The organism is Secundilactobacillus yichangensis (assembly GCF_016861565.1).
Classification (GTDB): Bacteria; Bacillota; Bacilli; order Lactobacillales; family Lactobacillaceae; genus Secundilactobacillus; species Secundilactobacillus yichangensis.
Window position 1 is genome coordinate 12,305 of record NZ_BOLK01000003.1, and the last position, 23,457, is coordinate 35,761.

Annotated in this window: 28 protein-coding genes; 3 read left to right on the forward strand and 25 right to left on the reverse strand. The window is 46.3% G+C overall.

Annotated elements, in window-relative coordinates; translation table 11 throughout:
• Positions 1 to 46: 46 nt before the first annotated feature.
• The 10 genes from JUE95_RS03275 to ccpA form a co-directional block, all read right to left on the reverse strand.
• Positions 47 to 202 (reverse strand): hypothetical protein, encoded by a 156-nt coding sequence (locus tag JUE95_RS03275; protein WP_203649156.1) that lies wholly within the window; start codon positions 200 to 202, stop codon positions 47 to 49.
• The gene (locus JUE95_RS03280) at positions 195 to 617 is read right to left on the reverse strand and encodes a competence type IV pilus minor pilin ComGF (RefSeq protein ID WP_203649472.1); all 423 of its coding nucleotides are present in this window, start codon (positions 615 to 617) and stop codon (positions 195 to 197) included. The genes JUE95_RS03275 and JUE95_RS03280 overlap by 8 nt, the downstream gene beginning before the upstream one ends.
• Complete coding sequence (locus JUE95_RS03285) at positions 614 to 817, reverse strand: hypothetical protein (RefSeq protein WP_203649158.1); 204 nt, start codon at positions 815 to 817, stop codon at positions 614 to 616. The genes JUE95_RS03280 and JUE95_RS03285 overlap by 4 nt, the downstream gene beginning before the upstream one ends.
• Entirely contained in the window at positions 795 to 1,241 is a 447-nt protein-coding gene (locus tag JUE95_RS03290) for a type II secretion system protein (RefSeq protein WP_203649160.1), read from the reverse strand. Before JUE95_RS03290 ends, JUE95_RS03285 begins: the two co-directional genes overlap by 23 nt.
• Positions 1,213 to 1,518 (reverse strand): prepilin-type N-terminal cleavage/methylation domain-containing protein, encoded by a 306-nt coding sequence (locus JUE95_RS03295; protein ID WP_203649162.1) that lies wholly within the window; start codon positions 1,516 to 1,518, stop codon positions 1,213 to 1,215. Before JUE95_RS03295 ends, JUE95_RS03290 begins: the two co-directional genes overlap by 29 nt.
• Positions 1,518 to 2,552, reverse strand: a complete 1,035-nt coding sequence (locus JUE95_RS03300; protein WP_203649164.1) for a type II secretion system F family protein — start codon at positions 2,550 to 2,552, stop codon at positions 1,518 to 1,520. The genes JUE95_RS03295 and JUE95_RS03300 overlap by 1 nt, the downstream gene beginning before the upstream one ends.
• On the reverse strand, positions 2,494 to 3,465 hold the full coding sequence (gene comGA, locus JUE95_RS03305) for a competence type IV pilus ATPase ComGA (RefSeq protein ID WP_203649166.1): 972 nt from the start codon (positions 3,463 to 3,465) through the stop codon (positions 2,494 to 2,496). The genes JUE95_RS03300 and comGA overlap by 59 nt, the downstream gene beginning before the upstream one ends.
• Before the next feature lie 107 nt (positions 3,466 to 3,572).
• Entirely contained in the window at positions 3,573 to 4,307 is a 735-nt protein-coding gene (locus JUE95_RS03310; RefSeq protein ID WP_203649168.1) for a YebC/PmpR family DNA-binding transcriptional regulator, read from the reverse strand.
• Positions 4,308 to 4,413: 106 nt separating this feature from the next.
• Positions 4,414 to 5,898: a CPBP family intramembrane glutamic endopeptidase gene (locus tag JUE95_RS03315; RefSeq protein ID WP_203649170.1), complete on the reverse strand. Its 1,485-nt coding sequence runs from the start codon at positions 5,896 to 5,898 to the stop codon at positions 4,414 to 4,416.
• Positions 5,899 to 5,996: 98 nt separating this feature from the next.
• A complete protein-coding gene (gene ccpA / locus JUE95_RS03320; protein WP_203649172.1) occupies positions 5,997 to 6,998 on the reverse strand; it encodes a catabolite control protein A in 1,002 nt (333 codons plus the stop codon).
• A gap of 439 nt (positions 6,999 to 7,437) precedes the next feature.
• Here ccpA and JUE95_RS03325 point away from each other — a divergent pair, with 439 nt between their 5' ends.
• Positions 7,438 to 8,538 (forward strand): M24 family metallopeptidase, encoded by a 1,101-nt coding sequence (locus JUE95_RS03325; protein WP_203649174.1) that lies wholly within the window; start codon positions 7,438 to 7,440, stop codon positions 8,536 to 8,538.
• Positions 8,539 to 8,609: 71 nt separating this feature from the next.
• Here the strand turns inward: JUE95_RS03325 and JUE95_RS03330 are convergent, their stop codons facing one another.
• Entirely contained in the window at positions 8,610 to 9,071 is a 462-nt protein-coding gene (locus JUE95_RS03330) for a YtxH domain-containing protein (protein ID WP_203649176.1), read from the reverse strand.
• Positions 9,072 to 9,094: 23 nt separating this feature from the next.
• Positions 9,095 to 9,499 carry a DUF948 domain-containing protein gene (locus tag JUE95_RS03335; RefSeq protein WP_203649178.1) on the reverse strand — a complete coding sequence of 135 codons (405 nt, stop codon included), beginning with the start codon at positions 9,497 to 9,499 and terminating at the stop codon, positions 9,095 to 9,097.
• A 143-nt stretch (positions 9,500 to 9,642) separates the two neighbouring features.
• Between JUE95_RS03335 and JUE95_RS03340 the strand changes: the two genes are divergently transcribed.
• Positions 9,643 to 10,494, forward strand: coding sequence for a mechanosensitive ion channel family protein (locus JUE95_RS03340; protein WP_203649180.1), 852 nt, complete (start codon positions 9,643 to 9,645; stop codon positions 10,492 to 10,494).
• Between the two features lie 66 nt (positions 10,495 to 10,560).
• Here JUE95_RS03340 and cbpB read toward each other — a convergent pair whose 3' ends face one another.
• From cbpB to racE, 4 genes are read right to left on the reverse strand one after another with little or no spacing between them, the layout of a single operon-like run.
• The gene (gene cbpB / locus JUE95_RS03345) at positions 10,561 to 11,055 is read right to left on the reverse strand and encodes a cyclic-di-AMP-binding protein CbpB (RefSeq protein WP_203649182.1); all 495 of its coding nucleotides are present in this window, start codon (positions 11,053 to 11,055) and stop codon (positions 10,561 to 10,563) included.
• 22 nt (positions 11,056 to 11,077) lie between these two features.
• Positions 11,078 to 11,596, reverse strand: a complete 519-nt coding sequence (locus JUE95_RS03350) for a metallophosphoesterase (RefSeq protein WP_203649184.1) — start codon at positions 11,594 to 11,596, stop codon at positions 11,078 to 11,080.
• A gap of 1 nt (position 11,597) precedes the next feature.
• Entirely contained in the window at positions 11,598 to 12,200 is a 603-nt protein-coding gene (locus JUE95_RS03355) for an XTP/dITP diphosphatase (protein WP_203649186.1), read from the reverse strand.
• Positions 12,190 to 13,041 (reverse strand): glutamate racemase, encoded by an 852-nt coding sequence (racE, locus tag JUE95_RS03360; RefSeq protein ID WP_203649188.1) that lies wholly within the window; start codon positions 13,039 to 13,041, stop codon positions 12,190 to 12,192. Before racE ends, JUE95_RS03355 begins: the two co-directional genes overlap by 11 nt.
• A 160-nt stretch (positions 13,042 to 13,201) precedes the next feature.
• On the opposite strand from racE, the gene JUE95_RS03365 reads away from it, so the two are divergent.
• A complete protein-coding gene (locus JUE95_RS03365; RefSeq protein WP_203649190.1) occupies positions 13,202 to 13,696 on the forward strand; it encodes a DUF2507 domain-containing protein in 495 nt (164 codons plus the stop codon).
• A gap of 108 nt (positions 13,697 to 13,804) precedes the next feature.
• On the opposite strand, the gene trxA is transcribed toward JUE95_RS03365, so the two are convergent.
• The 9 genes from trxA to JUE95_RS03410 all read right to left on the reverse strand — a co-directional run bounded on the left by trxA (position 13,805) and on the right by JUE95_RS03410 (position 23,455).
• On the reverse strand, positions 13,805 to 14,122 hold the full coding sequence (gene trxA / locus JUE95_RS03370; RefSeq protein ID WP_203649192.1) for a thioredoxin: 318 nt from the start codon (positions 14,120 to 14,122) through the stop codon (positions 13,805 to 13,807).
• Between the two features lie 75 nt (positions 14,123 to 14,197).
• Positions 14,198 to 16,555 carry an endonuclease MutS2 gene (locus JUE95_RS03375; RefSeq protein WP_203649194.1) on the reverse strand — a complete coding sequence of 786 codons (2,358 nt, stop codon included), beginning with the start codon at positions 16,553 to 16,555 and terminating at the stop codon, positions 14,198 to 14,200.
• Between the two features lie 42 nt (positions 16,556 to 16,597).
• Positions 16,598 to 16,885, reverse strand: a complete 288-nt coding sequence (locus JUE95_RS03380; protein ID WP_235995154.1) for a cell division protein ZapA — start codon at positions 16,883 to 16,885, stop codon at positions 16,598 to 16,600.
• A gap of 121 nt (positions 16,886 to 17,006) precedes the next feature.
• Positions 17,007 to 17,339 (reverse strand): DUF1292 domain-containing protein, encoded by a 333-nt coding sequence (locus JUE95_RS03385; protein ID WP_203649198.1) that lies wholly within the window; start codon positions 17,337 to 17,339, stop codon positions 17,007 to 17,009.
• An 11-nt stretch (positions 17,340 to 17,350) separates the two neighbouring features.
• The gene (ruvX, locus tag JUE95_RS03390) at positions 17,351 to 17,788 is read right to left on the reverse strand and encodes a Holliday junction resolvase RuvX (protein WP_203649474.1); all 438 of its coding nucleotides are present in this window, start codon (positions 17,786 to 17,788) and stop codon (positions 17,351 to 17,353) included.
• Positions 17,788 to 18,057: an IreB family regulatory phosphoprotein gene (locus JUE95_RS03395; protein ID WP_089088721.1), complete on the reverse strand. Its 270-nt coding sequence runs from the start codon at positions 18,055 to 18,057 to the stop codon at positions 17,788 to 17,790. The genes ruvX and JUE95_RS03395 overlap by 1 nt, the downstream gene beginning before the upstream one ends.
• A 143-nt stretch (positions 18,058 to 18,200) precedes the next feature.
• On the reverse strand, positions 18,201 to 20,846 hold the full coding sequence (alaS, locus tag JUE95_RS03400) for an alanine--tRNA ligase (RefSeq protein WP_203649200.1): 2,646 nt from the start codon (positions 20,844 to 20,846) through the stop codon (positions 18,201 to 18,203).
• Positions 20,847 to 21,129: 283 nt separating this feature from the next.
• The gene (locus tag JUE95_RS03405) at positions 21,130 to 22,491 is read right to left on the reverse strand and encodes a DEAD/DEAH box helicase (RefSeq protein ID WP_203649202.1); all 1,362 of its coding nucleotides are present in this window, start codon (positions 22,489 to 22,491) and stop codon (positions 21,130 to 21,132) included.
• Position 22,492: 1 nt separating this feature from the next.
• Positions 22,493 to 23,455 (reverse strand): DHH family phosphoesterase, encoded by a 963-nt coding sequence (locus JUE95_RS03410; protein WP_203649204.1) that lies wholly within the window; start codon positions 23,453 to 23,455, stop codon positions 22,493 to 22,495.
• Between the last annotated feature and the right edge of the window lie 2 nt (positions 23,456 to 23,457).

The following is a 23,457-nucleotide window of genomic DNA, read 5'->3' on the forward strand; positions in this document are numbered from 1 at the left end:
CGACAGTTAATTCAAGCGAACACGAGAAATTTAACCGCTGCGTCAGCTACTTGGCCCGTATTTTTTGTTCGTAGTGCTGAATCAAAACGTTGTAAGACTCCACTTGGCGCTGGTAGCCCTGTAACTGAAATAGTAAAATACCGCTTAAAAGAATTAAAAAAAGTAACGCTAAGATGGTCACAAAGCCTGAGCGCTCAGTCATGCTTACCTCCAATGGCAGTGGTTGCCGAGAACTGCTGCGTTTTAGTTTTCACGTCAATTTTTAATCGTCCGTGGTCAACGTCAAATTCATAATACGACATCCCCTTAAAAAGGGGCATATAGCCACCCTTATCCGTAGTCAGAATCAGGTTGCCATCGTGCCCCTTCAAATAATAAGTACGTTCTTTGTCACTATGCGGAATCAGTTGGGCATTTTGCAAATAAACCTTTCCTAAACTAAAGCGGTATTGACTGCCTTCTAATTCTCCCAGCATGTGATACCACGCCAGCTGTTCGTCATACCGCTGCTGCGAGCGAACAGTCATCATTTGAAAACCGAATTGTATGCTCAATAAGGCTAATGCCGTTACTGCCAGCGCAATCAACGTTTCAATCAGTGTAAAGCCAGCTTTCATTTTGCCACCTGCTTTACTGGCTTGAGCTGAGCTTCAAACTGATGACGCAGCTGTTCCACCCGTTCTTGCCGCTGTTGGAGTTGATGTTCCATCGTGACGTGTGCCTGAGTGAATAAAATTAGCCCGAGGCTGATCAATACCAGCCCAATTAGTGCATCACTCAAAACGAACGCGCGTTTATGCTGCCTGCCTATCCACATGGTAGACCCCCCAGCCCATTTGAATCACTAACCGATAAGTTCGCCGATCAATGTCCGATGAAAAAGTGACCGTTCTCGGTGAAATCGTTGCGTCCGACCTAATCAGCAAGGTTTCTTCCTGCTTGGGATGCAGACTTCGCGGCATCGTCAGGGACCGTTCTTCATCCGCCGTCCGAAAAACGATCGGCGCACCCTCCTTGATCGTAATCTCCGTTTTTTTACCGTGGTACTGAGCTTGATAGAGCGCTTGCTTCCAGTAACTATCAAAACTGTCCCAAAAAGCCCGCTCAGTTTGCAGCGACGACCGGGAAAAACGTTGGCCGCCAACCATGATCAGTACTAAAAGACTACTGATAATCACCAGGGTAATGAGCATTTCAATCATCGTAAATCCCTCACGATCCTGCTTTAACATCATCGCCATTAATTTTGATCCCCTCTTTGACCGCAATTTTTACCTGCTTAGACGTCAAATAACCGGCCTTTTGCAAATCACCTAAACTGGCTGTCTTCTTCTCCGTTGCGTCCAAATAAGTATCCAGCTGCGTTTGAACCACCGTGGTCATAGCGCTGGTGTGGACCGAGTTGGCCCGGTCCTTTTGATGATTAATATTAGGCGCAATGATTAGAATTAATAGTCCAATAATAAAAAGTACAATCGTCATTTCTATTAAAGTAAACCCGTCCTTTTTTCGTCGCATTATAGTCCTCCAATCGTGTGATACATGGGTAAAAACAAACTGGCATAAGCTCCGATGATGACTCCGCCAATCAGAACAAAAGATAACGGCTGAATCCAGGTCATCATGGTTTCCAATCGGTTAGTCAGCCGCTGATAATACAGTTCTGTTAATGCCGTTAATTCCTTTACCAGATTGGACTGCGACTTGCCGCTTTGAAAAAGCATTTGCAATTCATTGGGTAAAAAATAAAACTGCGCTAGCACTTCCGGTAACGGCTGCCCTGCAGCTAACGCCGTTTCCAGCTTACCGCCTAGCTGATATAACAGCGTAGTGGTCTTGGCTTTCCGCAGCGTTAACAAAATTTCCTGAAACCCCAGTCCGCCCTCAAACATAATGGTCAAGGTCGCCAAGAAATAGTAGCCATAGTAGGCTTGCACGATTGGTCCAATGATGGGTATCCGAGCGGTCTGTTCCACCCGCTTTAAAATTGGCTGCTGCTTGATGGCTTGGTAAGCACAGATACTAAGTAATATTAGCGGTACAATGACAATACTCCACCACCAATTGGTTGAGTGTGCTCGACCAGTATCGGCTAACAGCTCGATTTGCGGCAGTATCACCAGTTTCATGCCGGTGATAATTACTGCCAAAATCACTACCAGTATTAATGGATATTGCAATAGTCGTTTAATTTTTTGGTGCCGCTGATGCGCCGTTTGCAGCAGCCGGCTCACCTGCCCCAAGCTTTGTGTGAGCTGCCCGTGTTCTTCAGCCAGTTGCAGCTGCAACCCAATTTGATCATCTACAAAAGGTTCAAAGGTTTGACTCACCGTGTAACCGGCATGCAGCTGCGTATTGATCCAACGTAAATCGGCTAATTGCTGCTTATATAACACCTCGCAAAATTGCACGGCATGGCGAACCGAAAAACCAACTAATAATAAATCACTGATTGTCCGAAATATCCTAGCTTGGATCGTGATCGACCAAGGTTTAACCTCTGCTAAATCGCTGATAGACTGATTCTGAAATTTGACCGCTTCTTCTTGCATCGCTCAGATTCTCCTCCCACTTGGGTGTCATTACGTTAGCCTGCTGCCAGGCATCAACTGGACCGCTTACCAAATCAAGCAAGGCTGCTAACTCACCGTTTGCAGTTGGCAGCAGTCGTTGATAGGCCACACCGGTAACAGCTTGATTGAGCGCCGCCGAATCAATTCCTAATTGATTTAAACGGGTAACGATCCCCTTAGCCGTCTGGGCGTGAACACTGCTCAATACCAGGTGACCGCTTAACGCAGCGTCGATTGCCGCCTTAGCAGTTTCATAATCACGAATTTCGCCAATAATCAGCACTTCCGGCCGATGCCGCAAAGCCACTTTGATCAGCGCCTGATAACTCATTTCCGCTGCGGGGTTCACCTGTAACTGCAGGAAATCCGGCGCCACAATCTCCGTTGGATCCTCAACCGACAATACGGATAAGGTCTGACTCAACTCCTTTGCTAAATGATAAATCGTACTGGTTTTGCCGGATCCAGTAGGTCCAGCAAACAGTATCAGGCCACGCAGTAAACACCATTCCTGCAGCTGAGTCAGCTGTTCCCGAAATAAAAATGCTAAGTTCTGCTTCTCAAGGGGCAGAAGCAGTCGAATCACAATGGATTCTTGATTAATAAAATTACCCACGCTGGATAATCGCAAATGAACCGTTTGATCGGCAACCGTCAACGTGAGTGCGCCTAGCTGGGGACGCCGAGTTTCAGTAATGGCCATATTAGCACGATACTTGAAGTGGGCAATCAGCTGCTGCCCTTCACTAAGGGATAATTCTCTGACCAGCGATAAGCCATCACCGTGGTGTTCAAACACCTTATAGGCGTCGCCGACAGGCTGAATGTGCAAATCAGAACTGCCGGATGCCAGCGCGGCACTCAGCAGCGTTTGTCCTAATTGTTCTATCATACTTTCCGTCCTCCTGAGCCTAACTACGCGATTGATGGCACAGAAGTTTGAGCACAACAAAAAAGCCGTTCCCCAGTTGTGGGAAACGGCTTTATCAGTCTAATCGATTATTCTACGCCTTCAGGCAACGTTGCTGCTTCATAAACATCTGAAACATCATCGTTAGCTTCAAGTTCATCGATCAAACCTTGGTATTGAGAAACTTTGTCTTCTGGAACTTCAGTAGTGTTCTCTGGGAACATCCGAACTTCAGCAGTATCCAAGTTGTACTTTTGCTGCAGCGCGTCACGTACTGCCGTCAAGCTCGATGGATCTGAGAAGATTTCAAATTGATCATCGCTGGTCTTCATGTCATCAGCACCAGCGTCAAGTGCATCCATCAAAACCGTGTCTTCATCGGCATCTAAGCCATCACGTAAGATAACGATGTAGCCCTTACGATCAAACATATAAGAAACTGAACCAGCAGCACCTAAAGATCCACCGTGATGCGTAAAGGCGGAACGAACTGCAGCCGCGGTCCGGTTCTTGTTATCGGTCAAAGCAGCCACCATAATGGCAGTTCCACCAGGGCCGTAGCCTTCATAAGTGATTTCTTCGAACTTAGCACCGCCGACACCAGAAGCCTTATCAATAGCGCGTTGAACGTTATCCTTAGGCATGTTAGCAGCACGAGCCTTATCCATCACCAATCGAAGTTGAGGGTTGTTTGCTGGATCAGGATCACCTGCTTTAGCGGCTTGATATAAGTCACGTGAGATTTTTTGGAAAATTTTTCCACGCTTAGCATCTTGGGCGTTTTTACGTCCTTGGATGTTATGCCATTTTGAATGTCCTGACATTTCACGACTCCTCTTTTCTTAATTATATTCGTTTACACAGACCTTATTATAATATCACGCGGCGAATTTCAATACAACCTGTCAGCAATGAAACCGGTAAAATTTTCTAACCGTGCTGAACGATTGCTAAGATAAACATTGCAATAACAGCAATTACCTGAATGATATCAAATAAAAAGTGAGTGAAAATTGCTTGCCAAATATTTCTTGAAAAATAATAGATTAAACCAAATAACGCGCCGACACACATGTACGGAATCATCTGAACCAGTTGCCCGTGAAAATTGTTCCAGTGCACTAAACCGAATGCAACGGAAGAAACGATCAGCATGATCCAAGTTAAAATTCCCCGTCCCCGCCACTGATAAAACAGCGCGTGGCGAAAAATAATCTCCTCCGTAAACGGTGCCATCAAAGTAGTTAAACTGGCAACTAAAGCCATTCCCGCTGACTGAATGCTCATGACCGACTGTGAACCGGCACTGGCAACACCTACCGCCTGAAGCCCTTGACGAACCAGTGACAAAATAACATAGGCAATTAGAACGCCAGCAATGGCAATTAACAAACCAGCACCAAAATGCTGCTTAAACCGGTGCCAGTGATCAGCCAGAACATCGCGGTAGAGATAAATTGCCGTGCAAAAACCGGCAAAAAAGATTATATCAACCAGAATGATTCGAATCCATTTGCCGGTAAATTCATCCGCAACCAGCGCCCCCAGCCCAAGTTCCGCCAAGGGAATGACGATTGCAATCAACGTTTTACTAGCTGAAACGGATTGCGCCTGAATCACTGGACGACTCGCACGTGGCCGCTGCTGCAAGTTGAGTTCAGATTGGCTGCCAGTAGATATCACTACCGTAAACCGCTTGGCTTTTAGCAGCCAGCAACCAATGGCAGCAAAAACCGCCGCGTAAATAAGGCTAGTCCAGACGCTCATCCCCGCCGTGTTGCTCAAGGTCCCAAACGCCAACGCATCAAAGGCATCAATGATTCCGTGGGCAATGATTGGCAGCCAAAGACTGCCAGTAACCAAATAAACCGCCGCAAAAAAGAACCCCAGTCCAACGGCTTCAAGCATCTGCACCAAAGTCATGGTAACACTGCCGTTTCCCGTGGCGTTAACTAGATGCACTAAACTAAACATTAACCCGCTTAAAAAGGCCGTCATTACTGGTCCAACATGGTACCGCTGTCGAAGTGCGCTTACCAGTACGCCACGAAAAACGTACTCTTCAAATAGGCCAACTGAAAGTCCTGCCAAAATCGCCATCACTATGTGACCCGAAGTGAGCCGAAATTCCGGCTTTAGTGTTGAATCACCAACCAAAACAACCAACACCGGTAAAAGCAAAGCCCACTGGTAGCGCATTTTATGACGCCACCAACTAACCTTAGCTTTAGGATACCAGCGGTTCAACCCCCACCAGCACGCTAAGGCTAATACTTCGGTAATGTATTGAACACCCATTTTTGAAATTGCTGGCACCGCAACCGAAGTTAAGCGGCCAACAATTGAAGCCAGTGTGAGAACCACGACTGTCATCACTACTGACTCAGCTGATAGTAGTACTGCTCCCCGTTTCATGTGACACCTCCGCCAAAGTTTTCAAAAATAGACAGGCTTCCCCCGTTCCTCTAATCGAAAGAACGCGTCAAGCCTGCCTATTGCCCCACCGCAAATGACTAGTGGGTTGATGCCCGTTTCATTAAACCATATGGCAATAAGACAGTCTTATTCTCCACTGGTTCACTGTTCATTAATTTCGTCAGTAACCGCATAGCAACGGCACCAATATCATAAAGTGGCTGCGTAATGGACGACATCTTTGGCCGAACCATTTCAGTCAGCTTGGTATCGTTGCTGGTAATGATCTCAAAGTCGTCTGGGACGCTTAAGCCAGCATCCGTCACACCGTTCATGACACCGGCAGCTAATTCATCATCACCGATAACAGCGGCAGTTGCGTGAACCGACTGAAGTGCCGGTTGCAACAGTTGACCAGCTTTATAAGAGTAGTCGGTTTCAAAAACCAGCTTCTCATCATAGCGCAAACCAGCCTTCTTCAGAGCTTGCTTGTAGCCCTTCAGACGGTAATCCCGGTTAATTGGGTAGTCTAAGCTGCCTGATACGAAAGCAACCCGTTCGTTTCCGTGGTCGATCAAGTTCTTGGTTGCTTCTTCCACGGCCGCGGTGTAATCGATATTAACACTTGGCATCTGGTCTTGATCATCAACACAGCCTGCCAGAACGATCGGCGTCTTTGCGCGTTCGAATTCTTTGCGAACCTCATCACTGATATCATTGCCCATAAAGACGATACCATCTACTTGTTTAGCCATTAAGGTGTTTAACACCTGCACTTCTTTACGGCCATTCTCGTCAGAATTGGTTAAAATAATGTTGTATTTATACATCATGGCGATATCGTCGATGCCTCGTGCCAAGGCAGAAAAGTAAATGTTAGTGACGTCTGGAATAATCACACCAACCGTCGTTGTCTTCTTGCTTGCTAAGCCACGAGCCACGGCGTTAGGACGATAGTCCAAGCGTTCGATTACGTCTAAAACTTTTTTCCGAGTCGCCGGTTTGACGTTGGGATTCCCGTTAACCACTCTTGATACAGTGGCCATCGACACATCGGCTTCACGGGCGACGTCATAAATTGTTACAGTCTGTTTATCCATTGCGATAGCCCTTTCTTTATTGGTTTAATTCGTTTTCATTGATTTTCAATAACTAATCAAATATATCAGATATATTTTCAGAAATCAAATTGAAAACGTTTTCAACTTGATAATACACTCTTCTAAAATACTTTTCAAGACCACAATTTATGTTCTAACCACCTAATGGCGTACAATAAGCAAGCACCCGCTTGTTTGACTATTCAACTAGTTTCTGAAAATCACCGCTATCATAGGCTTTATAAACAAGCTATGAAGCAATAAGCTAATTTTGTTTTCTTTCATTATCCCGTATTAGACAATTTTTTCAACTATTTTTTCACCTAGACCATTTTCTTCAACTATTCCCGGCTTGAATGAAGGCGTCATTTTAAACTCCAAATTCATCCGCTCAAGTTAACATGATATAATGAATACATTCTAATTCGAGGTGATTATCTTGTCAAAATTACAACGGGTCCAAGAGTGGACTGAACAGCGTCATGCCAACTTTACCTACATCAGTGATCCAGCAACGATCGAGTATTTAACCGGCTTTTACAGTGACCCCATTGAACGGGTGCTGGCCCTGATTGTTTTTCCTGACCAGGAGCCTTTCATGTTTGCGCCAGCACTGGAAGTTGAAGCAATTAAAGAAACCGGCTTTTCATTTCCTGTATACGGTTACTTAGACCATGAAAATCCGTGGCAAATGATTGCAGACAACGTGAAAAGGCGTGTTTCCCGACCAACTGAAATTGGGTTGGAAAAAAATCAGCTTTCAGTTGACCGACTTGAACACCTGCAGCAGGTCTTTCCTGACGCCCGTTTTACTCAGGATATCACCCCTTTCATCAACCAATTGCGCGTTATTAAAACGGCTGACGAGATTGAAAAATTGAACGTGGCTGGTAAATGGGCCGATTTCGCCTTTGAAAAGGGGTTTGCAGCAGTTCAAGCCGGCCGGACCGAACAGCAGGTCGTCGCCGAATTACAGTACGCCTTGATGAAAGAAGGTATCATGCAAATGAGCTTTGATACCCTCGTTCAGGCTGGCGCCCATGCCGCTGAACCTCACGGTGCCACTAACGCCACTAAGTTTAAGGATAACGAACTCATTTTATTTGACCTGGGAACCGTTTGGCAAGGCTACATCTCCGATGCTTCCCGAACCGTTGCGCTAGGCAAGCCAACTGACAAACAGCTGGATATTTATCAGGTCTGTCTGGAGGCACAGTTAACTGCTCAAGCAGCAGCTAAACCCGGGATTACAGCTGCGCAACTGGATAAAGTTGCACGTGATATTATTGCCAAAGCCGGTTACGGCGAATACTTCATTCACCGGCTTGGCCACGGAATGGGCATGAGCGAACACGAATTCCCATCCATCATGGAAGGCAACGACATGGTCCTTCAGCCCGGCATGTGCTTCTCGATTGAACCTGGGATCTATATTCCTGGCGTTGCCGGTGTCCGAATCGAAGATTGTGTTCACATTACCGAAACTGGCTGCGAACCATTTACCCATACCTCAAAAGAACTCACTTACGTTGGCAAATAAATCACAAACACAAAGAAGCAGCCTGCTCATCATTCGATGATAGGCTGCTTCTTTGTCATGTCACTGTTTAATTAATCTTCTTTAGAATCATCTGAATCAGTGTCATCCTGGTGATCATTCTCTGGCTCAGCCGTTTCATCGGCAACGTCGGCTCCACCAAAGGTCTCTTCACTATTCAACACAATATCATCTGAGTCATCATCAGCAGATGTCGAAACGTCCGCTAATTCCGAACGAAGTGAATCGTCGTCATCCGTAGCAGGGCTCAAATGCGTATCGCCAAACTGGCTAGCAGCATTCTTGACCTTTTCACTGACGGCTTGAGATTGATCAGAGAAAGTATCCTTAAAGTCGTCCCAAGCGTCGCTGGCATAAAAGGCATAGTCAACGGCTCGGTCTTTAGCAATATCCATCTTCTCTTGCAGGTCAGCCTTTAATTCCGCTTTATCCTCATCGCTTAAACGATTGTAAGCAACATGAGCTGCAGCGGCCCCAGCAACTAACCCGACAAAAAAGCCTAACTTCTTTCCCATAAGTCAAAAACTCCTTTCAATCATCAATCCTTGTTTTTACGACCACGATACGCGTTGAAAACCGACTCGCCTAACTTAGCAAACAAACTGGTCGTCGCCGTTTTCTTAGCGGTTGATTTAACCTTACCCGTTAAATCATGTGTAGCTGAATTCAGTTCAGAAACACTAGTTCCCAAATCAGCAGCTGCCTTGAAGACTGGATCAATCGTAGCGACCTTATGATTCACGTCATCCAATAACGTATTGGCGTTTGCCAAAATATCTTCCGCGTGCTTGCTGATCACGTCCAAGTCTTCGGTCATGGTCTTGACGCTTTTATTAACCTCACTAAGGGTGCGCACCATCTTCATTAAGAAGGCGCCGATAAAGAATACTAGAATTAAAAATGCGATGGCGGCAATCAATCCTGCCATTTGTCCTGCTGTCACTGTACCCCTCCTTACTTTTTGCTGTTAGATTAAGAATAGCATTGCGGGTACGCTGACGCAATATAAAACCCCGCATAACCACTGCTTTTTTCCCACTTAATCTGTTACACTAATTGGTGAAACTACTGCAAGGAGAAAACACTATGATATTAACCAGCAACCTTTCCCGGTTCATCCAGCACTTCGATTGGCAGCACATCGGCGAGCAAATCGCAACAACCCTCTTTCAGCTCCTGCTCGTCTCCATTGGACTGCTGCTCGTTAATTGGGTCGGTAAAAAAATCATCCGCCATTTATTCAAACGCTACAAAAAAAATAAGTTTATTGAAGGAACAGCTAATCGGGTAGACACCATCTTTACCCTGGTAATGAACATCTTTCAGTATACGGTGATCTTCTTTTGGGTTTACGCCCTGCTCTCATTCATGGGCGTCCCAGTTGGCACGTTAATAGCCGGTGCCGGCATCTTTAGTTTAGCCCTTGGTCTTGGCGCACAAGGCTTCGTCTCCGACATTGTCACCGGTGCCTTCATCCTGATGGAAGACCAGATCAACGTTGGTGATGCCGTCAAGATCGGTGAAGTAGAGGGGACGGTTTCTGCAGTGGGGATTCGCACCACTCAGGTGATTAGTGCTGACGGTACTCTGAACTTCATCCCCAACCGCAACATTACCATCGTCAGTAATAAGTCCCGCCACGAAATGCGCGCACTGGTACAGATTCCAATTTTTCCAGACTCACCCATCGACCAAATCAATCACATTATTGAATCCGTCAACCAAACTGTTCCAGCTCATTTTCCAACAATCACTCAAGCCCCCACTAATATGGGCACCGTGCCACTGGCAAACGGGCAAGTGGTGATTCAAGTCGTCACTTTCACGCAGCCGGGTGAACAGTTCGCGGTTCAGCATGAGCTGTTGTCCGCTTACCTGAAAGCCATCAATGACGCTGATATTGAGCTGCCTACCATTTATCACAACGAATCCAAATAGCGTTTACGCTAAAACAGCCGAAAGTAGTGAAATAATCACTTCTTTCGGCTGTTTTTATGAGGCTTTTTAACATTTACCGTTATTCTCCACGGCGTCAAGCCGGGGTTGAACATCGTACTGTTCCGAAAAATTATGGGCAAGGTAATTGATCCGTTTTAACAACTCACGCCGGGTAATGATACCGGTGAACGTTTTTTCGTCTGAAACCACCGGAATGAAGTTATCATCGATTAATAGATGCATAATTTCGTCCAGGTCAGTTGGATCTTCGATGGAGCGAAAATCAGTCTGCATCACGTCTTCAACGGTCAGTCGACGTAAATTTTCCGAGGCAACGTGATCCGTATCCAGCATGTGTTCCGTAATCATTGACAACGAAACGAGGCCGCAAAGATGCTGATCATTGTCCAGCACCGGTACTTTGGAATAACCGACTTTTGTCAGCACCAAAAAGGCGTGGTAGCAGTCGTTTTTTATCATCACATTGGCAACCAGATTGGCTGGAATGATGAGGTTGTCATGATCGGCCATAATCATCTTTCTAATTGGTCCATTAATCATTCGTCGAACTCACTTAACCTTTCTAGCGTTCAAATCGCTGATGAAGCTGATCAATTTGATTTAACTTTCGATCGTAAAAATCAACGGTCATTTGTGCTGGCTGAACTTCAATGATGGCAAAAGTCCCGCCGATAGAGGCATACTCCCCTCGTGGCAGTGAGATGCTTCCCGGGTTCACGTAGAGCCGTCCCTGCGACATTTCAGCCGCTAACTGATGAGTATGCCCAAACAACACTACGGAAGCACCAATTTCACGGGCCTTTAAGTCCAATCTAGTTAAACTCATGCTCACATCGTAGAGGTGCCCATGAGTCATAAAAATTTTAGTGTCAGCAACTTTTAGTTGCAGCTCATTTGGAAAATCTGGTCCAAAGTCATTGTTGCCTTTAACAACGTTAACTCCTTTAAAGAGCGGATCATCCTTAGTCATTTCCGAATCACCGCAATGAAAAATCGCATCAACTTGACTGCGGTATGCCTCGAAAACGGTTTGTAAAATTTGGCGATCACCGTGATTATCGCTGATAGCTAAAATTTTCATCCTAAGCCTCCCACCAATTATCAAACTGAGTCATCATTTTCCTGGTAGCACGTCCGCGGTGGCTAATTGAATTCTTCTCATCGTCACTCATTTCTGCCATGGTTTTACCCTTTGAAGCAATGTAAAACAGCGGATCATAACCAAAACCGTTCTCGCCACGAGGAGCCTTTAAAATCTCACCGTGGACTTCACCATCCACCACTAACTTTGAACCATTCGGCTTAAGTAAAACTAAAGTGGTGTGAAAAACAGCCTGCCGCTGATTCGCTGGAACATTTTTCAGGTTGAAGAGCAGCTTGGCATTATTGGCAGCATCGTCATGATCACCGGCATACCGGGCGGAATAAATCCCCGGTTCACCATTTAACGCGGCAACTTCTAAACCGGAATCATCCGCCAAAACTGGTAATTGTGTATGATCCGCAATGGCTTTAGCCTTAAGCGTGGCATTTTCCTCAAAGGTAGAACCGGTTTCGGCAATTTCACCAACATCGGGATAATCCGCTAGGGTCTTGATCGTGATTCCCTTCGGTGCCAGCATTTCAGCAAACTCCCGGGCTTTGCCCTGATTACGGGTTGCAATCACTAATGTGTTAGGCTTCATAACTCGTCTCCTTTGACGCTAAATCACCATACTGCTTTAAGTGTTCAACTGGTACGTGGGTGACGTCTAAATCAGGCACCTGCAACCAGTCCTTTCCAATGGCAGTAAACCCATCAATATCACCGGTGGTATAAAACTTGGGCTGTTCGGCCTCACTGTCAGTGTTTAGCAAATGCTGTTCGCTTAACAGCTGCTTAATGACGCTCACAGTTTCAACGCCGGAATCCACTAACGTAACGTCTGGTCCCATGGCTGCCTGAATCGAATCAGCCAGTAACGGAAAGTGGGTACACCCTAAAATCAGGGTGTCCACTGGGTGCGTTTTAAAGTACCGCAACTGGTCTGCAACAAGCTGGTTCGTCTGTTCATCGTGATACTTGTCAGCTTCTACCACCGTCACAAACTCGGGGCAAGCTAGACCCTCAATCGAAGCATTTGGAGATAAGTTACTAATCGCCCGCTGGTAGGCGTGACTCTTAATCGTTCCTTCAGTGGCAATAACACCGATATGCTGGCCAGTTGAGACTCTAACTGCTGTCTGACTGCCAGAATCGATGACGCCGACTACCGGAATCGATAATTTTGCTTGCAGAATCGGTAACGCTGCTGCTGTAGCAGTATTACAGGCAAGCACCAGTGCTTTGATGTGCTGGTCCAATAAGAAGCCCGCAATTTGCTGTACAAAGTGGGCTACTTCTTCAGTTGGGCGTGGCCCGTAAGGTAGACGCGCCTGATCGCCTAAGAAGACAATTGATTCGTTTGGAAGTTGTTTGAGCGCTTCTTTAACAACGGTTAGACCGCCAACACCGGAATCTAAAAAACCAATCGGTTGAGATGTCATCACAATCTCCCTTTCAAATAGATCTTGAAACTATATTATTATCCTTTTTATCACCGGAAGCAAGAATTCCCAGTTTTTTTTAAGTTATACTAATTTTCTTGCAATTCAAGCGCAATCCATTGTAATCTTAGTGTAATAGAAAAGTGAATGGAGATCCCTCATGAATAATCAGATTTACGCACACTATCTTTCAGATCCTGAAAGCGCCCCACTGTTTGGTAAAGCCCTCATCAGAGACGTCGTGTTAAACGACCTATTAGGCACAGATGCCGGCAGCATTGCCTATTGGGAAGGCAAACAGTTGGCAAGACGATTCACTTTAGGCAGTATTCAAGACCTCGTCCGTTTTTTCCAGCAAGCTGACTTGGGCGATTTAATGCTGCAGAAGCAAACGGCTAAAGAATGGCAATTTACACTCAGCGGCAAACCGGTCACTACTCGGCTTTCGTTGCAGCCCGACGCAACCTTCTCCTTGGAAGCCGGCTTTCTGGCACAAACTGCTCAGCAAATGGTCGGTGTCGTTGCTGAAACTGAAATGGGTGAAAAGCCTAAACGCGCCGAAGGCATCAGCCTTATCGTTCATCTCGATCCCAAAGATGCTATTTCGGACCCGACGGAATTGAATCCAATGAAAATCATCGATCCCACTAATTAATGTTAATCAACGGCTTCTAAACACGTAACAACTCAGATTTTAACTATCTATTACAAAATAAACGCCATCCCAAATTTATCGGGATGGCGTTTATTTGTGTGCTCTCAGTTAGGCTTCCACGTATTGAGACAGTAACTGCTTTAATTGATCCTTAGTGTGATAACCAACGACCGTATCCACTACCTGACCGTCCTTTTTAACAAGGAGGGTTGGGATACTCATAATACCGAATTTTTGCGGTGTATCTGGATTAGCGTCAACATCCATCTTGTTGAATGTTACCCCGTCCATTTCACTGGCTAATTGTTCAACTACTGGTGATTGCATGCGGCAAGGACCGCACCAAGTTGCCCAAAAATCAGTCAGTGTCACACCCTTCGATGTATCGTTTTCAAAAGTTTTATCTGTCGTTTCTGCAACAGTCATAAAACGATCCCTCCTTTATTTGTTTACCTTTAGTAAGTGTATCAGATTTTTCAAAAAGAACAAGTAATTAGCTGTTTATAGCTTAACGATAGTTGACCCATCACCGCCCGCATTGGCCGGTGAGAAACCAAACGACTTGATTCGCGGATTGGACTGCAAGTATTCGGTAACACCCTTTCGCAGGGCACCAGTCCCCTTACCGTGAATAATCGTCACTGAGGGATAACCGGCTAATAGCGCAGAATCAATAAACCGGTCAACCTCGCCCATGGCTTCTTCATAGCGATGACCCCGCAAGTCCAAGGTTGGCGAGACCCCGTTTGAACGGGTCCGTTGCACCGTTGCCCGTGGTTTCGGTGCTTCTTTTTCAGGAGCAGCCCGTTCCAAATCAGTATCTTCAATTTTCATCTTTAAAATGCCCATTTGAATTTCAAAATGATGGTCATCAATTTTATCCATGATCACACCGCGCTGACCATATGAACGAACCACGACTTCGTCCCCGATTTTAAAGTGATGCCGCTTCTTCTCGCGGTTCAAGACTCGGTTCTTCTTCAGACGCTGATCCTGCTGCAAAGCATTGATCTGCCCCTTAGCATCGATCAGCTGGTCTTCTTTAATCACGGTCTTACCCGCTTTAAGCTGTTTCTTACGGATATCCTTAATGATCTCATCCGCCCGCAGCCGGGTCTTTTCAACCAGCTTATTGGCATCGTCTTTGGCCTGCTCCATGAGCTGGTCCTTTTGTTTCAGATAACCGTCAAACTTGTCTTTTAAATCCTTTTCCAGCTGCTGGGCTTCAGCCAACGTTTTGGCAGCTGCCGCAGCATCTAAATCAGCCTGCCGCTTTTGTGCCGTTAAATCAGCAATCATGTTATTCAAATCTTGGCTGTCATCGTCAGTTAAACCACGAGCCTCGTCAATAATGGATGATTTCAATCCCAGACGAGTAGCAATCTCCAGCGCGTTACTGCGTCCTGGAATACCAATCAGCAGTCGATAGGTTGGCTTAAGCGTCTCGTTATCAAACTCCATGCTGGCATTGATGGTTTCCGGCCGATTATAGCCGTAAGCCTTGAGTTCTGGATAGTGGGTCGTGGCAATGACTTCACTGCCCATCGTACCGATCTCATCGAGAATCGCCATGGCCAGTGCTGCCCCTTCTTGCGGGTCAGTCCCGGCGCCCAGTTCGTCCACCAGGATCAGACTGTGTTCACTGGCAGCGCCTAAAATAGACACGATGTTTTCAATATGAGACGAGAAGGTACTCAGGTTTTGTTCAATGGATTGTTCATCACCGATGTCGGCAAACACCTCGTCAAACAAACCAACTTGTGAATGCTCATCCGCCGCAATGAAAAGTCCGGACTGAGCCATTAACTGGGTCAAACCAACCGTTTTCAGCGTAATGGTTTTCCCACCGGTGTTCGGGCCAGTAACGATGATTGCCTTGTAATCTTTACCCAGTGCGATATCGTTAGCGACCACTTTTTTCGGATCAATCAGTGGGTGCCGAGCTTGTCTCAGCGCAATCTGATTCTCCTTGGATAGAATCGGCTCTGTCGCCTTTAAATCATGCGCGTAGCGGGCTTTGGCGTTAACGAAGTCCAAGTGTCCCAGAATTGCGGCGTTATCGTGAATATCTTCTTGATAAGGCCGCAGCAGATTGGACAGGTCCAGCAAGATACGCCGTTCTTCCTGCCGCTCCGCAATTTGTGCTTCACGCAGCTGGTTGTTTTTACCAACCACTGATTCGGCCTCGATATACAACGTTTGGCCACTGGCACTTTGGTCGTGAACGATACCGCCAAAGTGCTGCTTGTATTCGGCTTTGACTGGCAAAACGTAGCGGTCATCACGAATTGTTACCAACGTGTCACTGAGATACTTAGCGTTTTTACCACGCGTATAACCCGCCATTTGCTGCCGAATGGCGCCCTCAAAATTATTGATTTGACGGCGAATCCGCCGTAGTTCAGGCGACGCTTCATCCGTTAAGCGGCCATCGTCTTCCAGCGAAACGCTTAAACGCTTGCTGACATCCGGTAAATGAACTAACCGGCCCACGACATCGTATAGACGACGCAGTTCGACGGGACGCTGGTTTAAATCATCAAAGAAGCTGATGACTGATTGCACGGTCTTTAGCACCTGACTAATTTGCGCCAGTTCCGTTCCGCTCAACGTCCCATCAATTTCCAGCCGTTTCAGATGCGGACTGACATCGGCCAGTTTAGGAATCGGAATCCCGCTTTCCAGCCGGTAAATGTCTGCACCATCTTTGGTTTCATCAATTTGTTCCTGAACCCAGTCAAAGTCGCTGCTGGGTTCTAATTTTTTTAATTCGGCATCACCCGCAGCAGAAACGAGATATTGGCGTAACTGCTGTTTGATTTGGTCATAGGCCATGGTTTTATAAATTTTGTTATTCATCTTTAACTCCCATAACTCAAATGCTGTTGTGCTACTTGATGCTTAGGACTCAGAAGAACCGGAATTATCAGCGTCCTGTTTCTTTATCTGATCATAAGCTTCAGCCTTTTCCAACTGATCAGAAATGGCGTTAAAAGCCAATAAGATTGAAGCTTCTTCCTTACTCATATCCGGCGCCAATTTTTTAAGCTGAGCAAGCTGCTTATTCATTAACTCAGTAACAGCCTGCATATGAGCCTCGGAACGGTTACCGACAATCGTGTAACTTTGACCATCGATTACCGCTTTGAAGCGTCTGCGAGCTGGTTGCGGTTCCTTAGCGTTAGCCAAACTGTTCACCTCCAGAATACCGATTAAACTCATTTAGCCGCTGACCCAAACGGACCAGCGGCTAAATGAACGACAATGGTAACGGGGTTTAGCCCCACTTCACCATCTCATTAATAATCATTTATTTAGGATCTGGTACTCCCCAGTCTTGATCGGAAGCATCAGTACCGCCACCGTTTAAGAAGGTGTTCAGCATTGATTCGACCATATCCCATTCATCGTCATTCTCAATTGGTAACAGGTCGCCGCCTTGTGGATTAGCAGGATCGTCACCATCGGCAAGTTGGTAAGCTTGAATATCAACTTCTTCATCGTCAGCTTTACCGGTTGGGTAAAGTAAAATGTAAGATTTGTGATAATCAGGTGACTCAAAGGTAAACAGAACGTTATAAAGTTCTTCATTACCGTTTTCGTCCACCATCGTAATTTGCTGTTGATCGTTGTTTTCACTCATGTTTGTCTGCCTCACTTTTCTTTTGTTAAAGGGCCTTTGCGATCCAAGTAGTTCTGAAGAATCAAGCTGGCTGCCAGTTTATCGATCACTTTTTTACGTTTCTTACGCGACGTATCCGCTTCTTCAACTAGCATCCGTTCAGCCTCGACGGTGGTTAACCGTTCATCCTCAAAATCAACTGGTAAATCAAACGTTGCTTTCAATAATTCTCCGTAATCTTGAGAAGCCTGGGCTCTAGGACCCAACGTATTGTTCATGTTCTTTGGTAATCCCAAAACAAAACCGGTCACTTCGTACTTCTTGACCAGTTCCTTTACGCGGTCAATGCCAAACTGTTTTTCATCTTCATTGATTCGAATGATCTCAACACCCTGCGCAGTCCACCCGAGCATGTCACTCACCGAAACTCCGACAGTTCTTGAGCCTACATCTAATCCCATTAATCTTATCACTTAGTAGCCGTCCCGTTCTCATTTAGGTAGAAGCGAACCAATTCTTCAATGATTTCGTCGCGTTCATGTTTACGAATCAAATTCCGAGCGTCATTAATACGAGGAATATAAGCCGGATCACCGGATAACAGGTACCCAACGATCTGATTAATTGGGTTATAACCCTTTTCCTCCAACGCTTGGTACACCGTCACCAATGTCTCATGAACATCTTTCGGTTTCTTATCACCGAAATCAAAATACATGGTTTTATCTAACGTACTCATGATCACACCTCCACCAATGCTATTTGTTCTTATTCTACCTAATATGAACAAGAACGACAATGGTTGTGGAGCGTTGTAATTGGAATGAAATATATTGACCGCAATTGAACGCTTTTTCAACCTAGTATTTAAAGTCTAACACGTTAGTTTAAATTTGACAGCCATTTTGCTGCTTCGGTCATGGCATCTTGCAAACCAGCTGGATTTTTACCGCCGGCCTGAGCTAGGTTTGGCCGACCGCCGCCGCCACCATTAATTTTTGGCGAAATTGCTTTGATCAAGTCGCCAGCCTTAACACCGGCCTTAATCGTATCGTCACTAACGGCCACGATCAAGTTGGCCTTTTCACCCACTTGAGCACCTAGGACCAGCACATCTGATAACTGCTTTTGACGCCAAGTATCAGCTAACTGACGCAACTGATCCATTGATGAGACCTGAACCACACCGGTAATCAGCTTTTTACCGTTAACGTCTTGGACGTTGTCAAAGATTGCACCGGCTTGCTGACTGGCAAGTTTAGCTTCCAGACTTTCGGCCTTATTATTCAACGCCTTAACTTGCTCTTGGAGCTGCTGGATCTTAGCGGGTACATCCGTAACCTGCTGTGACTTCAGCGTTGCTGCCGCATTGGTCAAAATTTGGTCGTGCTTGTCCAGGTAATCGTAAGCGTCACCGGCCGTAACGGCTTCAATCCGGCGAGTACCGGCACCGATACCAGTCTCAGAAGTGATCTTGAACAGGCCTAATTCGTTGGTGTTCTTCACGTGAGTCCCACCACAAAATTCGATGGAGAAGTCACCCACTGAAACGACCCGGACCTTATCGCCGTATTTGTCGGAGAACAGTGCGATAGCACCCATCTTCTTGCCAGTCTCTTGATCGGTCACCGTGGTGGTAACGGGAATTTCTTCAAAGATCTTTTGGTTAACGATAGCTTCAACTTTTGCCAGATCATCTTCGGTAACTTGACCGAAGTGGGTAAAGTCAAACCGCAGATAGTTCGGTTCAACCAGCGAACCGGCTTGCTGCGTATGCTCGCCAAAGACGTTTCTCAGTGCTTGATCCAACAAGTGGGTCGCCGTATGGTTCTTCTCAACCTTGCTGTGGAAGTGGGCGTCAACTTTAAGGGTCATCTGGTCACCGACCTTGATGCCGCGATGCAGTTTCAAGGTGTGCAGGTTTTGACCGTTTGGTGCGTGCTGAACGTCTTCAACGGTGGCAATCAAATTGCCATTTTCGTCCAAGACGTCACCTTTATCGGCCACTTGACCACCCATTTCAGCGTAGAACGGCGTCTTATCAAAGATGACTTGGGCAACTTCGCCCTCGGTAGCATCCGTTAATTCGCCATCAGCCACGATATCGGTAATCTTGGCGTTTTCAACTTCTAGCTGGGTATAGCCAACGTATTCGCTTGGTGACTTAACGCCAACCAAGACGTCGGATTGAACACCCATTGAATTATCAGCGTTACGTGCCTTACGAGCCCGGTCACGCTGCTTCTTCATTTCGGCCTTAAAGCCCTCTTCGTCCACTGTAATGTGGTCGTCGTAAGCGTACTCGCGGGTCAGTTCAACGGGGAAACCATACGTATCGTACAGTTTGAAGGCTTCGGCACCGTCAATTTCGGATTTACCGCTCTTCTTCGTCTCAGCAATCAACGAATTCAACAAGTTCAAACCATCGGATAAAGTTTCGTTAAAACGGTCTTCTTCTGATTTAACCACTTGGGCGATGTAGTCACTGTTTTGCAGCACTTCAGGATAGTAAGCCTTCATCACTTCACCAACCACTGGTACCAGCTTGTAAAGGAAGGCCCCCTTGATGCCTAACTTCTGTCCGTTAACGACCGCCCGACGGATCAACCGACGAATGACGTAGCCACGGCCTTCATTGGATGGCAGTGCCCCATCGCCAATGGCAAAGGTGATCGCACGTGAATGATCAGCAATCACTTTGAAGGAAATGTCCAGTTTTGGATCCGAACCATATTTCTTACCGTCACTGTATGATTCAGTGGCGTGGATCATTGGTAAGAAAAGGTCGGTTTCGAAGTTAGTTTTAGCGTTTTGGAACACGGAAACCACCCGTTCCAGACCCATCCCAGTATCAATGTTCTTCCGTGGTAACGGCTTGTATGAGCCATCCGGTTCATGGTTGAACTGCGAGAACACGATGTTCCAGATCTCTAAGTAGCGTTCGTTTTCACCGCCCGGATAGTTTTCTGGGTCATCTTCGGCCAAGTTGTTAAATGACTGGCCGCGATCATAAAAGATTTCACTATCTGGACCCGAAGGACCTTCACCAATGTCCCAGAAGTTATCTTCCTGTTCCACAATGTGGTCTGGGGCAACACCGACTTCTTCCCAACGCTTTTTAGCAGCGTCATCTTCCGGATAAACGGTGATGTACAGCTTGGCTGGATCCCAGCCAAACCACTCATCAGACGTTAATAGTTCCCACGCCCAGGCAATGGCTTCGTTCTTGAAATAGTCACCAACTGAGAAATTCCCCAGCATTTCAAATAAGGTATGATGCCGTGCTGTCCGGCCAACATTTTCAATATCGTTGGTCCGGATACTCTTTTGTGAACTGGTCATCCGCGGGTTCTTTGGTACAACTGACCCGTTGAAATAGTTCTTCATCGTGGCGACACCGGAGTTGATCCAAAGTAAAGTCGGATCATCAACGGGCACTAACGACGCACTTGGCATAATCGTGTGACCCTTGCTTTTGAAGAAATCCAGGTACATCTGCCGAATTTCACTGCTGCTTAAATTTTTCATCCTTCTTCTCCTTCTTAAAATAATAAAACACCGCTGCTAGTAAAGACGCCATAGACGCGGTACCACTTTACTTGCAACGATGTTTGATCGTTTACCTCTTAAGGCTCAATGCGCTGAGCAACGGTTATTCAATTCTTTGTAAGGGAGCACTTAACTTGGGAATCGTTTTTCACATCAACCAAAACGTTTCTTAAAATCCGGCCGCTAAGCATGTCCTCACATTTAATACGCATATTAGTATACATTTTTTACAAAATTCCTGCAACTAATATGTCGGATTAATCTACTTATAACGCTGTGATGAAGCCTTCTTATTCTTACGGGCTTTGCGGTGATTTTGCCGCTGCTGAATCCGGTTTTCAAACCACTGTTCCTTAGAGATTGCCTTTTTAATCTTCTTCTTGTATCCCGGTTTAACGGTCTTCTTTTCCTTTTGAATCCGACCAGCCATTGTCCCAGAAATCTTGGGTGCCCGTGGGCCGCGCTTCTTACGCCGGTTGCGGTCAAAGGAATCAACCACTTCACCATTCTTAATTTGCTTAGGCTTAAAGACGATCCCCATATTTTCCAATTCCTGGATCTTATCTTCTTCATCAGGGGTATAGAACGTAATCGCCGTTCCCGGCAATCCCTTCCGGCCAGTCCGGCCAACCCGGTGAATGAAGTAATCCAGATCATCCGGAATGCCATCGTTAATGACGTGAGAAACACCGTCAATATCAATCCCTCGGGCAGCTAAATCCGTGGCCACGACAAATTGGAAGTCCAGGTTCTGAATTTCACGCATGACCCGTTTCCGCTGCCGGGCAGGCACGTCACCGTGGATTACGGCAACTTTAAGCCCTTTGGCTTTAAGGTAGTCGGCAATTTCAACTACTCGCTGCTTGGTATTAGCAAAAACCAGTGCCAAGTATGGTTCACCCATCGTCAACAGTTGATAGATCAGCTCGTTTTTAGAGTGGCCCTTGGTTGGCAGCAACCAGTTATCAATCGTTGGACTGATCACTGACTTTACTGGGATCTCTTCCACCACTGGATTTTCCATGTACTTCTTCAGAAATGGCCGCAGTTTTGCTGGAATGGTGGCTGAAAAGACCATCATCTGCAGGTGTTCTGGCATCCGGGCAGCAATCTGATCAACGTCAGCTAAGAACCCTAAATCAAGGGTCATGTCAGCTTCGTCCACGACGAATTGCGTCGCCGTATGCACGTCTAGGGCGCCATTCTTGATTAAATCGCGAATCCGGCCGGGAGTCCCGATAACCAGTTCCGGCTGTTCACGTTCCAACTTTTCAATTTGCCGTTTTTTATCCGTACCGCCAACGTAGTTACCGATTCGAATCGGTTCTGGACTGTGCTTAGCCAATTGCTTGGCATCGCCATAAATCTGGTAAGCCAATTCACGGCTGGGCGTTGTGATAACTGCTTGAACTTCGTGTGTTTCTGGGTCTATTGCGTCGAAGATCGGCAGCAAAAAGGCGTGGGTCTTCCCACTCCCAGTTTCTGACTGTCCAACAACGCTCTTCCCCGCACGGATCACGGGGATCAACTTTTCTTGAATACCCGTTGGTTCTGTAAAACCGAGTTCTTTGACTGCCTCATTTAAAAAAGGCTTTAAACCGAACTCTTCAAAGGTTTGACTCATATTATTCTCCTTGTTGTTTTGAGCATAGGGTGTCTAGTTCTTTAATGACCTGCTTGATCTCATCATCGTCGTGAGCCACGGCACCGCTGGCTAAAGCGTGACCGCCACCACCGTGTTGCTTGGCTAATTCATTGATAGCAGGACCTTTTGAGCGTAACCGAATCCGGAAAGTATGGTCTTTGGATTCCACAAAAATTGCCCACGCACTGACTTCCTTCAGTCGGCCAGGCAGCGGAACCACTGAACTGGTAGATTCGTCACCAAGCTTGAAGGGTTCCAGCACTTCGTCGCTAAGCTTGATGTAAGCCGCACCGCTTGGCAAAATTGTCAGATTTTCGTAAACGTAAGCTGACAGCCGTGCCAGCGGAATCGAGATCTCGTCTTCTTTTTGATTCACATCACTGGCCGAAAAATCAAACTGCATGAGTTCGCCAGCCACCTTCATGGTGTGCGTCGAAGTCGCCGGATACATAAACCGGCCGGTATCCCCAACGATACCAGCATACAAGACCCTGGCTGCTTCAGCAGTGCAGACCAGTTCCGGCTTCATTGCCGCATAGAGATCAAAGATCAGCTCCGACGTACTGGAAGCTTCTGGTGACACCCACATTGGATCGCCAAACTGGTCATCGTTTGGATGGTGGTCAATTTTAATCAGTTGGTCGCCCTTACTGTAGCGATCATCATCGATTCGCGGCTGATTAGCCGTATCTAAAACCATTACTAAAGCGTCCTTATAGGCCTCGTCTTCAACGGTATCGGTCTTGCCCAACCAGTCGAAGCCAGGATACTGCTTACCGACCGCGTAGATTTTTTTATCGGGGAAACTAGCTTTTAAAATCTCCGCCAATCCCATTTGAGAACCGATAGCGTCGGGATCCGGCCGCTGATGCCGGTGAATAATAATCGTCTGATGTTTTTTGATTGCGTTTAAAATTTCAGTCTGTGTTTCCTTTAATGTCATGC

What these genes read in the sequence shown, in the direction of transcription:
- JUE95_RS03275 (WP_203649156.1), bottom strand. Translation starts at nt 202, where the DNA reads ATGACTGAGCGCTCAGGCTTTGTGACCATCTTAGCGTTACTTTTTTTA.
- JUE95_RS03280 (WP_203649472.1), bottom strand. Translation starts at nt 617, where the DNA reads ATGAAAGCTGGCTTTACACTGATTGAAACGTTGATTGCGCTGGCAGTA.
- JUE95_RS03285 (WP_203649158.1), bottom strand. Translation starts at nt 817, where the DNA reads ATGTGGATAGGCAGGCAGCATAAACGCGCGTTCGTTTTGAGTGATGCA.
- JUE95_RS03290 (WP_203649160.1), bottom strand. Translation starts at nt 1,241, where the DNA reads ATGGCGATGATGTTAAAGCAGGATCGTGAGGGATTTACGATGATTGAA.
- JUE95_RS03295 (WP_203649162.1), bottom strand. Translation starts at nt 1,518, where the DNA reads ATGCGACGAAAAAAGGACGGGTTTACTTTAATAGAAATGACGATTGTA.
- JUE95_RS03300 (WP_203649164.1), bottom strand. Translation starts at nt 2,552, where the DNA reads ATGCAAGAAGAAGCGGTCAAATTTCAGAATCAGTCTATCAGCGATTTA.
- comGA (WP_203649166.1), bottom strand. Translation starts at nt 3,465, where the DNA reads ATGATAGAACAATTAGGACAAACGCTGCTGAGTGCCGCGCTGGCATCC.
- JUE95_RS03310 (WP_203649168.1), bottom strand. Translation starts at nt 4,307, where the DNA reads ATGTCAGGACATTCAAAATGGCATAACATCCAAGGACGTAAAAACGCC.
- JUE95_RS03315 (WP_203649170.1), bottom strand. Translation starts at nt 5,898, where the DNA reads ATGAAACGGGGAGCAGTACTACTATCAGCTGAGTCAGTAGTGATGACA.
- ccpA (WP_203649172.1), bottom strand. Translation starts at nt 6,998, where the DNA reads ATGGATAAACAGACTGTAACAATTTATGACGTCGCCCGTGAAGCCGAT.
- JUE95_RS03330 (WP_203649176.1), bottom strand. Translation starts at nt 9,071, where the DNA reads ATGGGAAAGAAGTTAGGCTTTTTTGTCGGGTTAGTTGCTGGGGCCGCT.
- JUE95_RS03340 (WP_203649180.1), top strand. Translation starts at nt 9,643, where the DNA reads ATGATATTAACCAGCAACCTTTCCCGGTTCATCCAGCACTTCGATTGG.
- cbpB (WP_203649182.1), bottom strand. Translation starts at nt 11,055, where the DNA reads ATGATTAATGGACCAATTAGAAAGATGATTATGGCCGATCATGACAAC.
- JUE95_RS03350 (WP_203649184.1), bottom strand. Translation starts at nt 11,596, where the DNA reads ATGAAAATTTTAGCTATCAGCGATAATCACGGTGATCGCCAAATTTTA.
- JUE95_RS03355 (WP_203649186.1), bottom strand. Translation starts at nt 12,200, where the DNA reads ATGAAGCCTAACACATTAGTGATTGCAACCCGTAATCAGGGCAAAGCC.
- racE (WP_203649188.1), bottom strand. Translation starts at nt 13,041, where the DNA reads ATGACATCTCAACCGATTGGTTTTTTAGATTCCGGTGTTGGCGGTCTA.
- JUE95_RS03365 (WP_203649190.1), top strand. Translation starts at nt 13,202, where the DNA reads ATGAATAATCAGATTTACGCACACTATCTTTCAGATCCTGAAAGCGCC.
- trxA (WP_203649192.1), bottom strand. Translation starts at nt 14,122, where the DNA reads ATGACTGTTGCAGAAACGACAGATAAAACTTTTGAAAACGATACATCG.
- JUE95_RS03375 (WP_203649194.1), bottom strand. Translation starts at nt 16,555, where the DNA reads ATGAATAACAAAATTTATAAAACCATGGCCTATGACCAAATCAAACAG.
- JUE95_RS03385 (WP_203649198.1), bottom strand. Translation starts at nt 17,339, where the DNA reads ATGAGTGAAAACAACGATCAACAGCAAATTACGATGGTGGACGAAAAC.
- JUE95_RS03395 (WP_089088721.1), bottom strand. Translation starts at nt 18,057, where the DNA reads ATGAGTACGTTAGATAAAACCATGTATTTTGATTTCGGTGATAAGAAA.
- alaS (WP_203649200.1), bottom strand. Translation starts at nt 20,846, where the DNA reads ATGAAAAATTTAAGCAGCAGTGAAATTCGGCAGATGTACCTGGATTTC.
- JUE95_RS03405 (WP_203649202.1), bottom strand. Translation starts at nt 22,491, where the DNA reads ATGAGTCAAACCTTTGAAGAGTTCGGTTTAAAGCCTTTTTTAAATGAG.
- JUE95_RS03410 (WP_203649204.1), bottom strand. Translation starts at nt 23,455, where the DNA reads ATGACATTAAAGGAAACACAGACTGAAATTTTAAACGCAATCAAAAAA.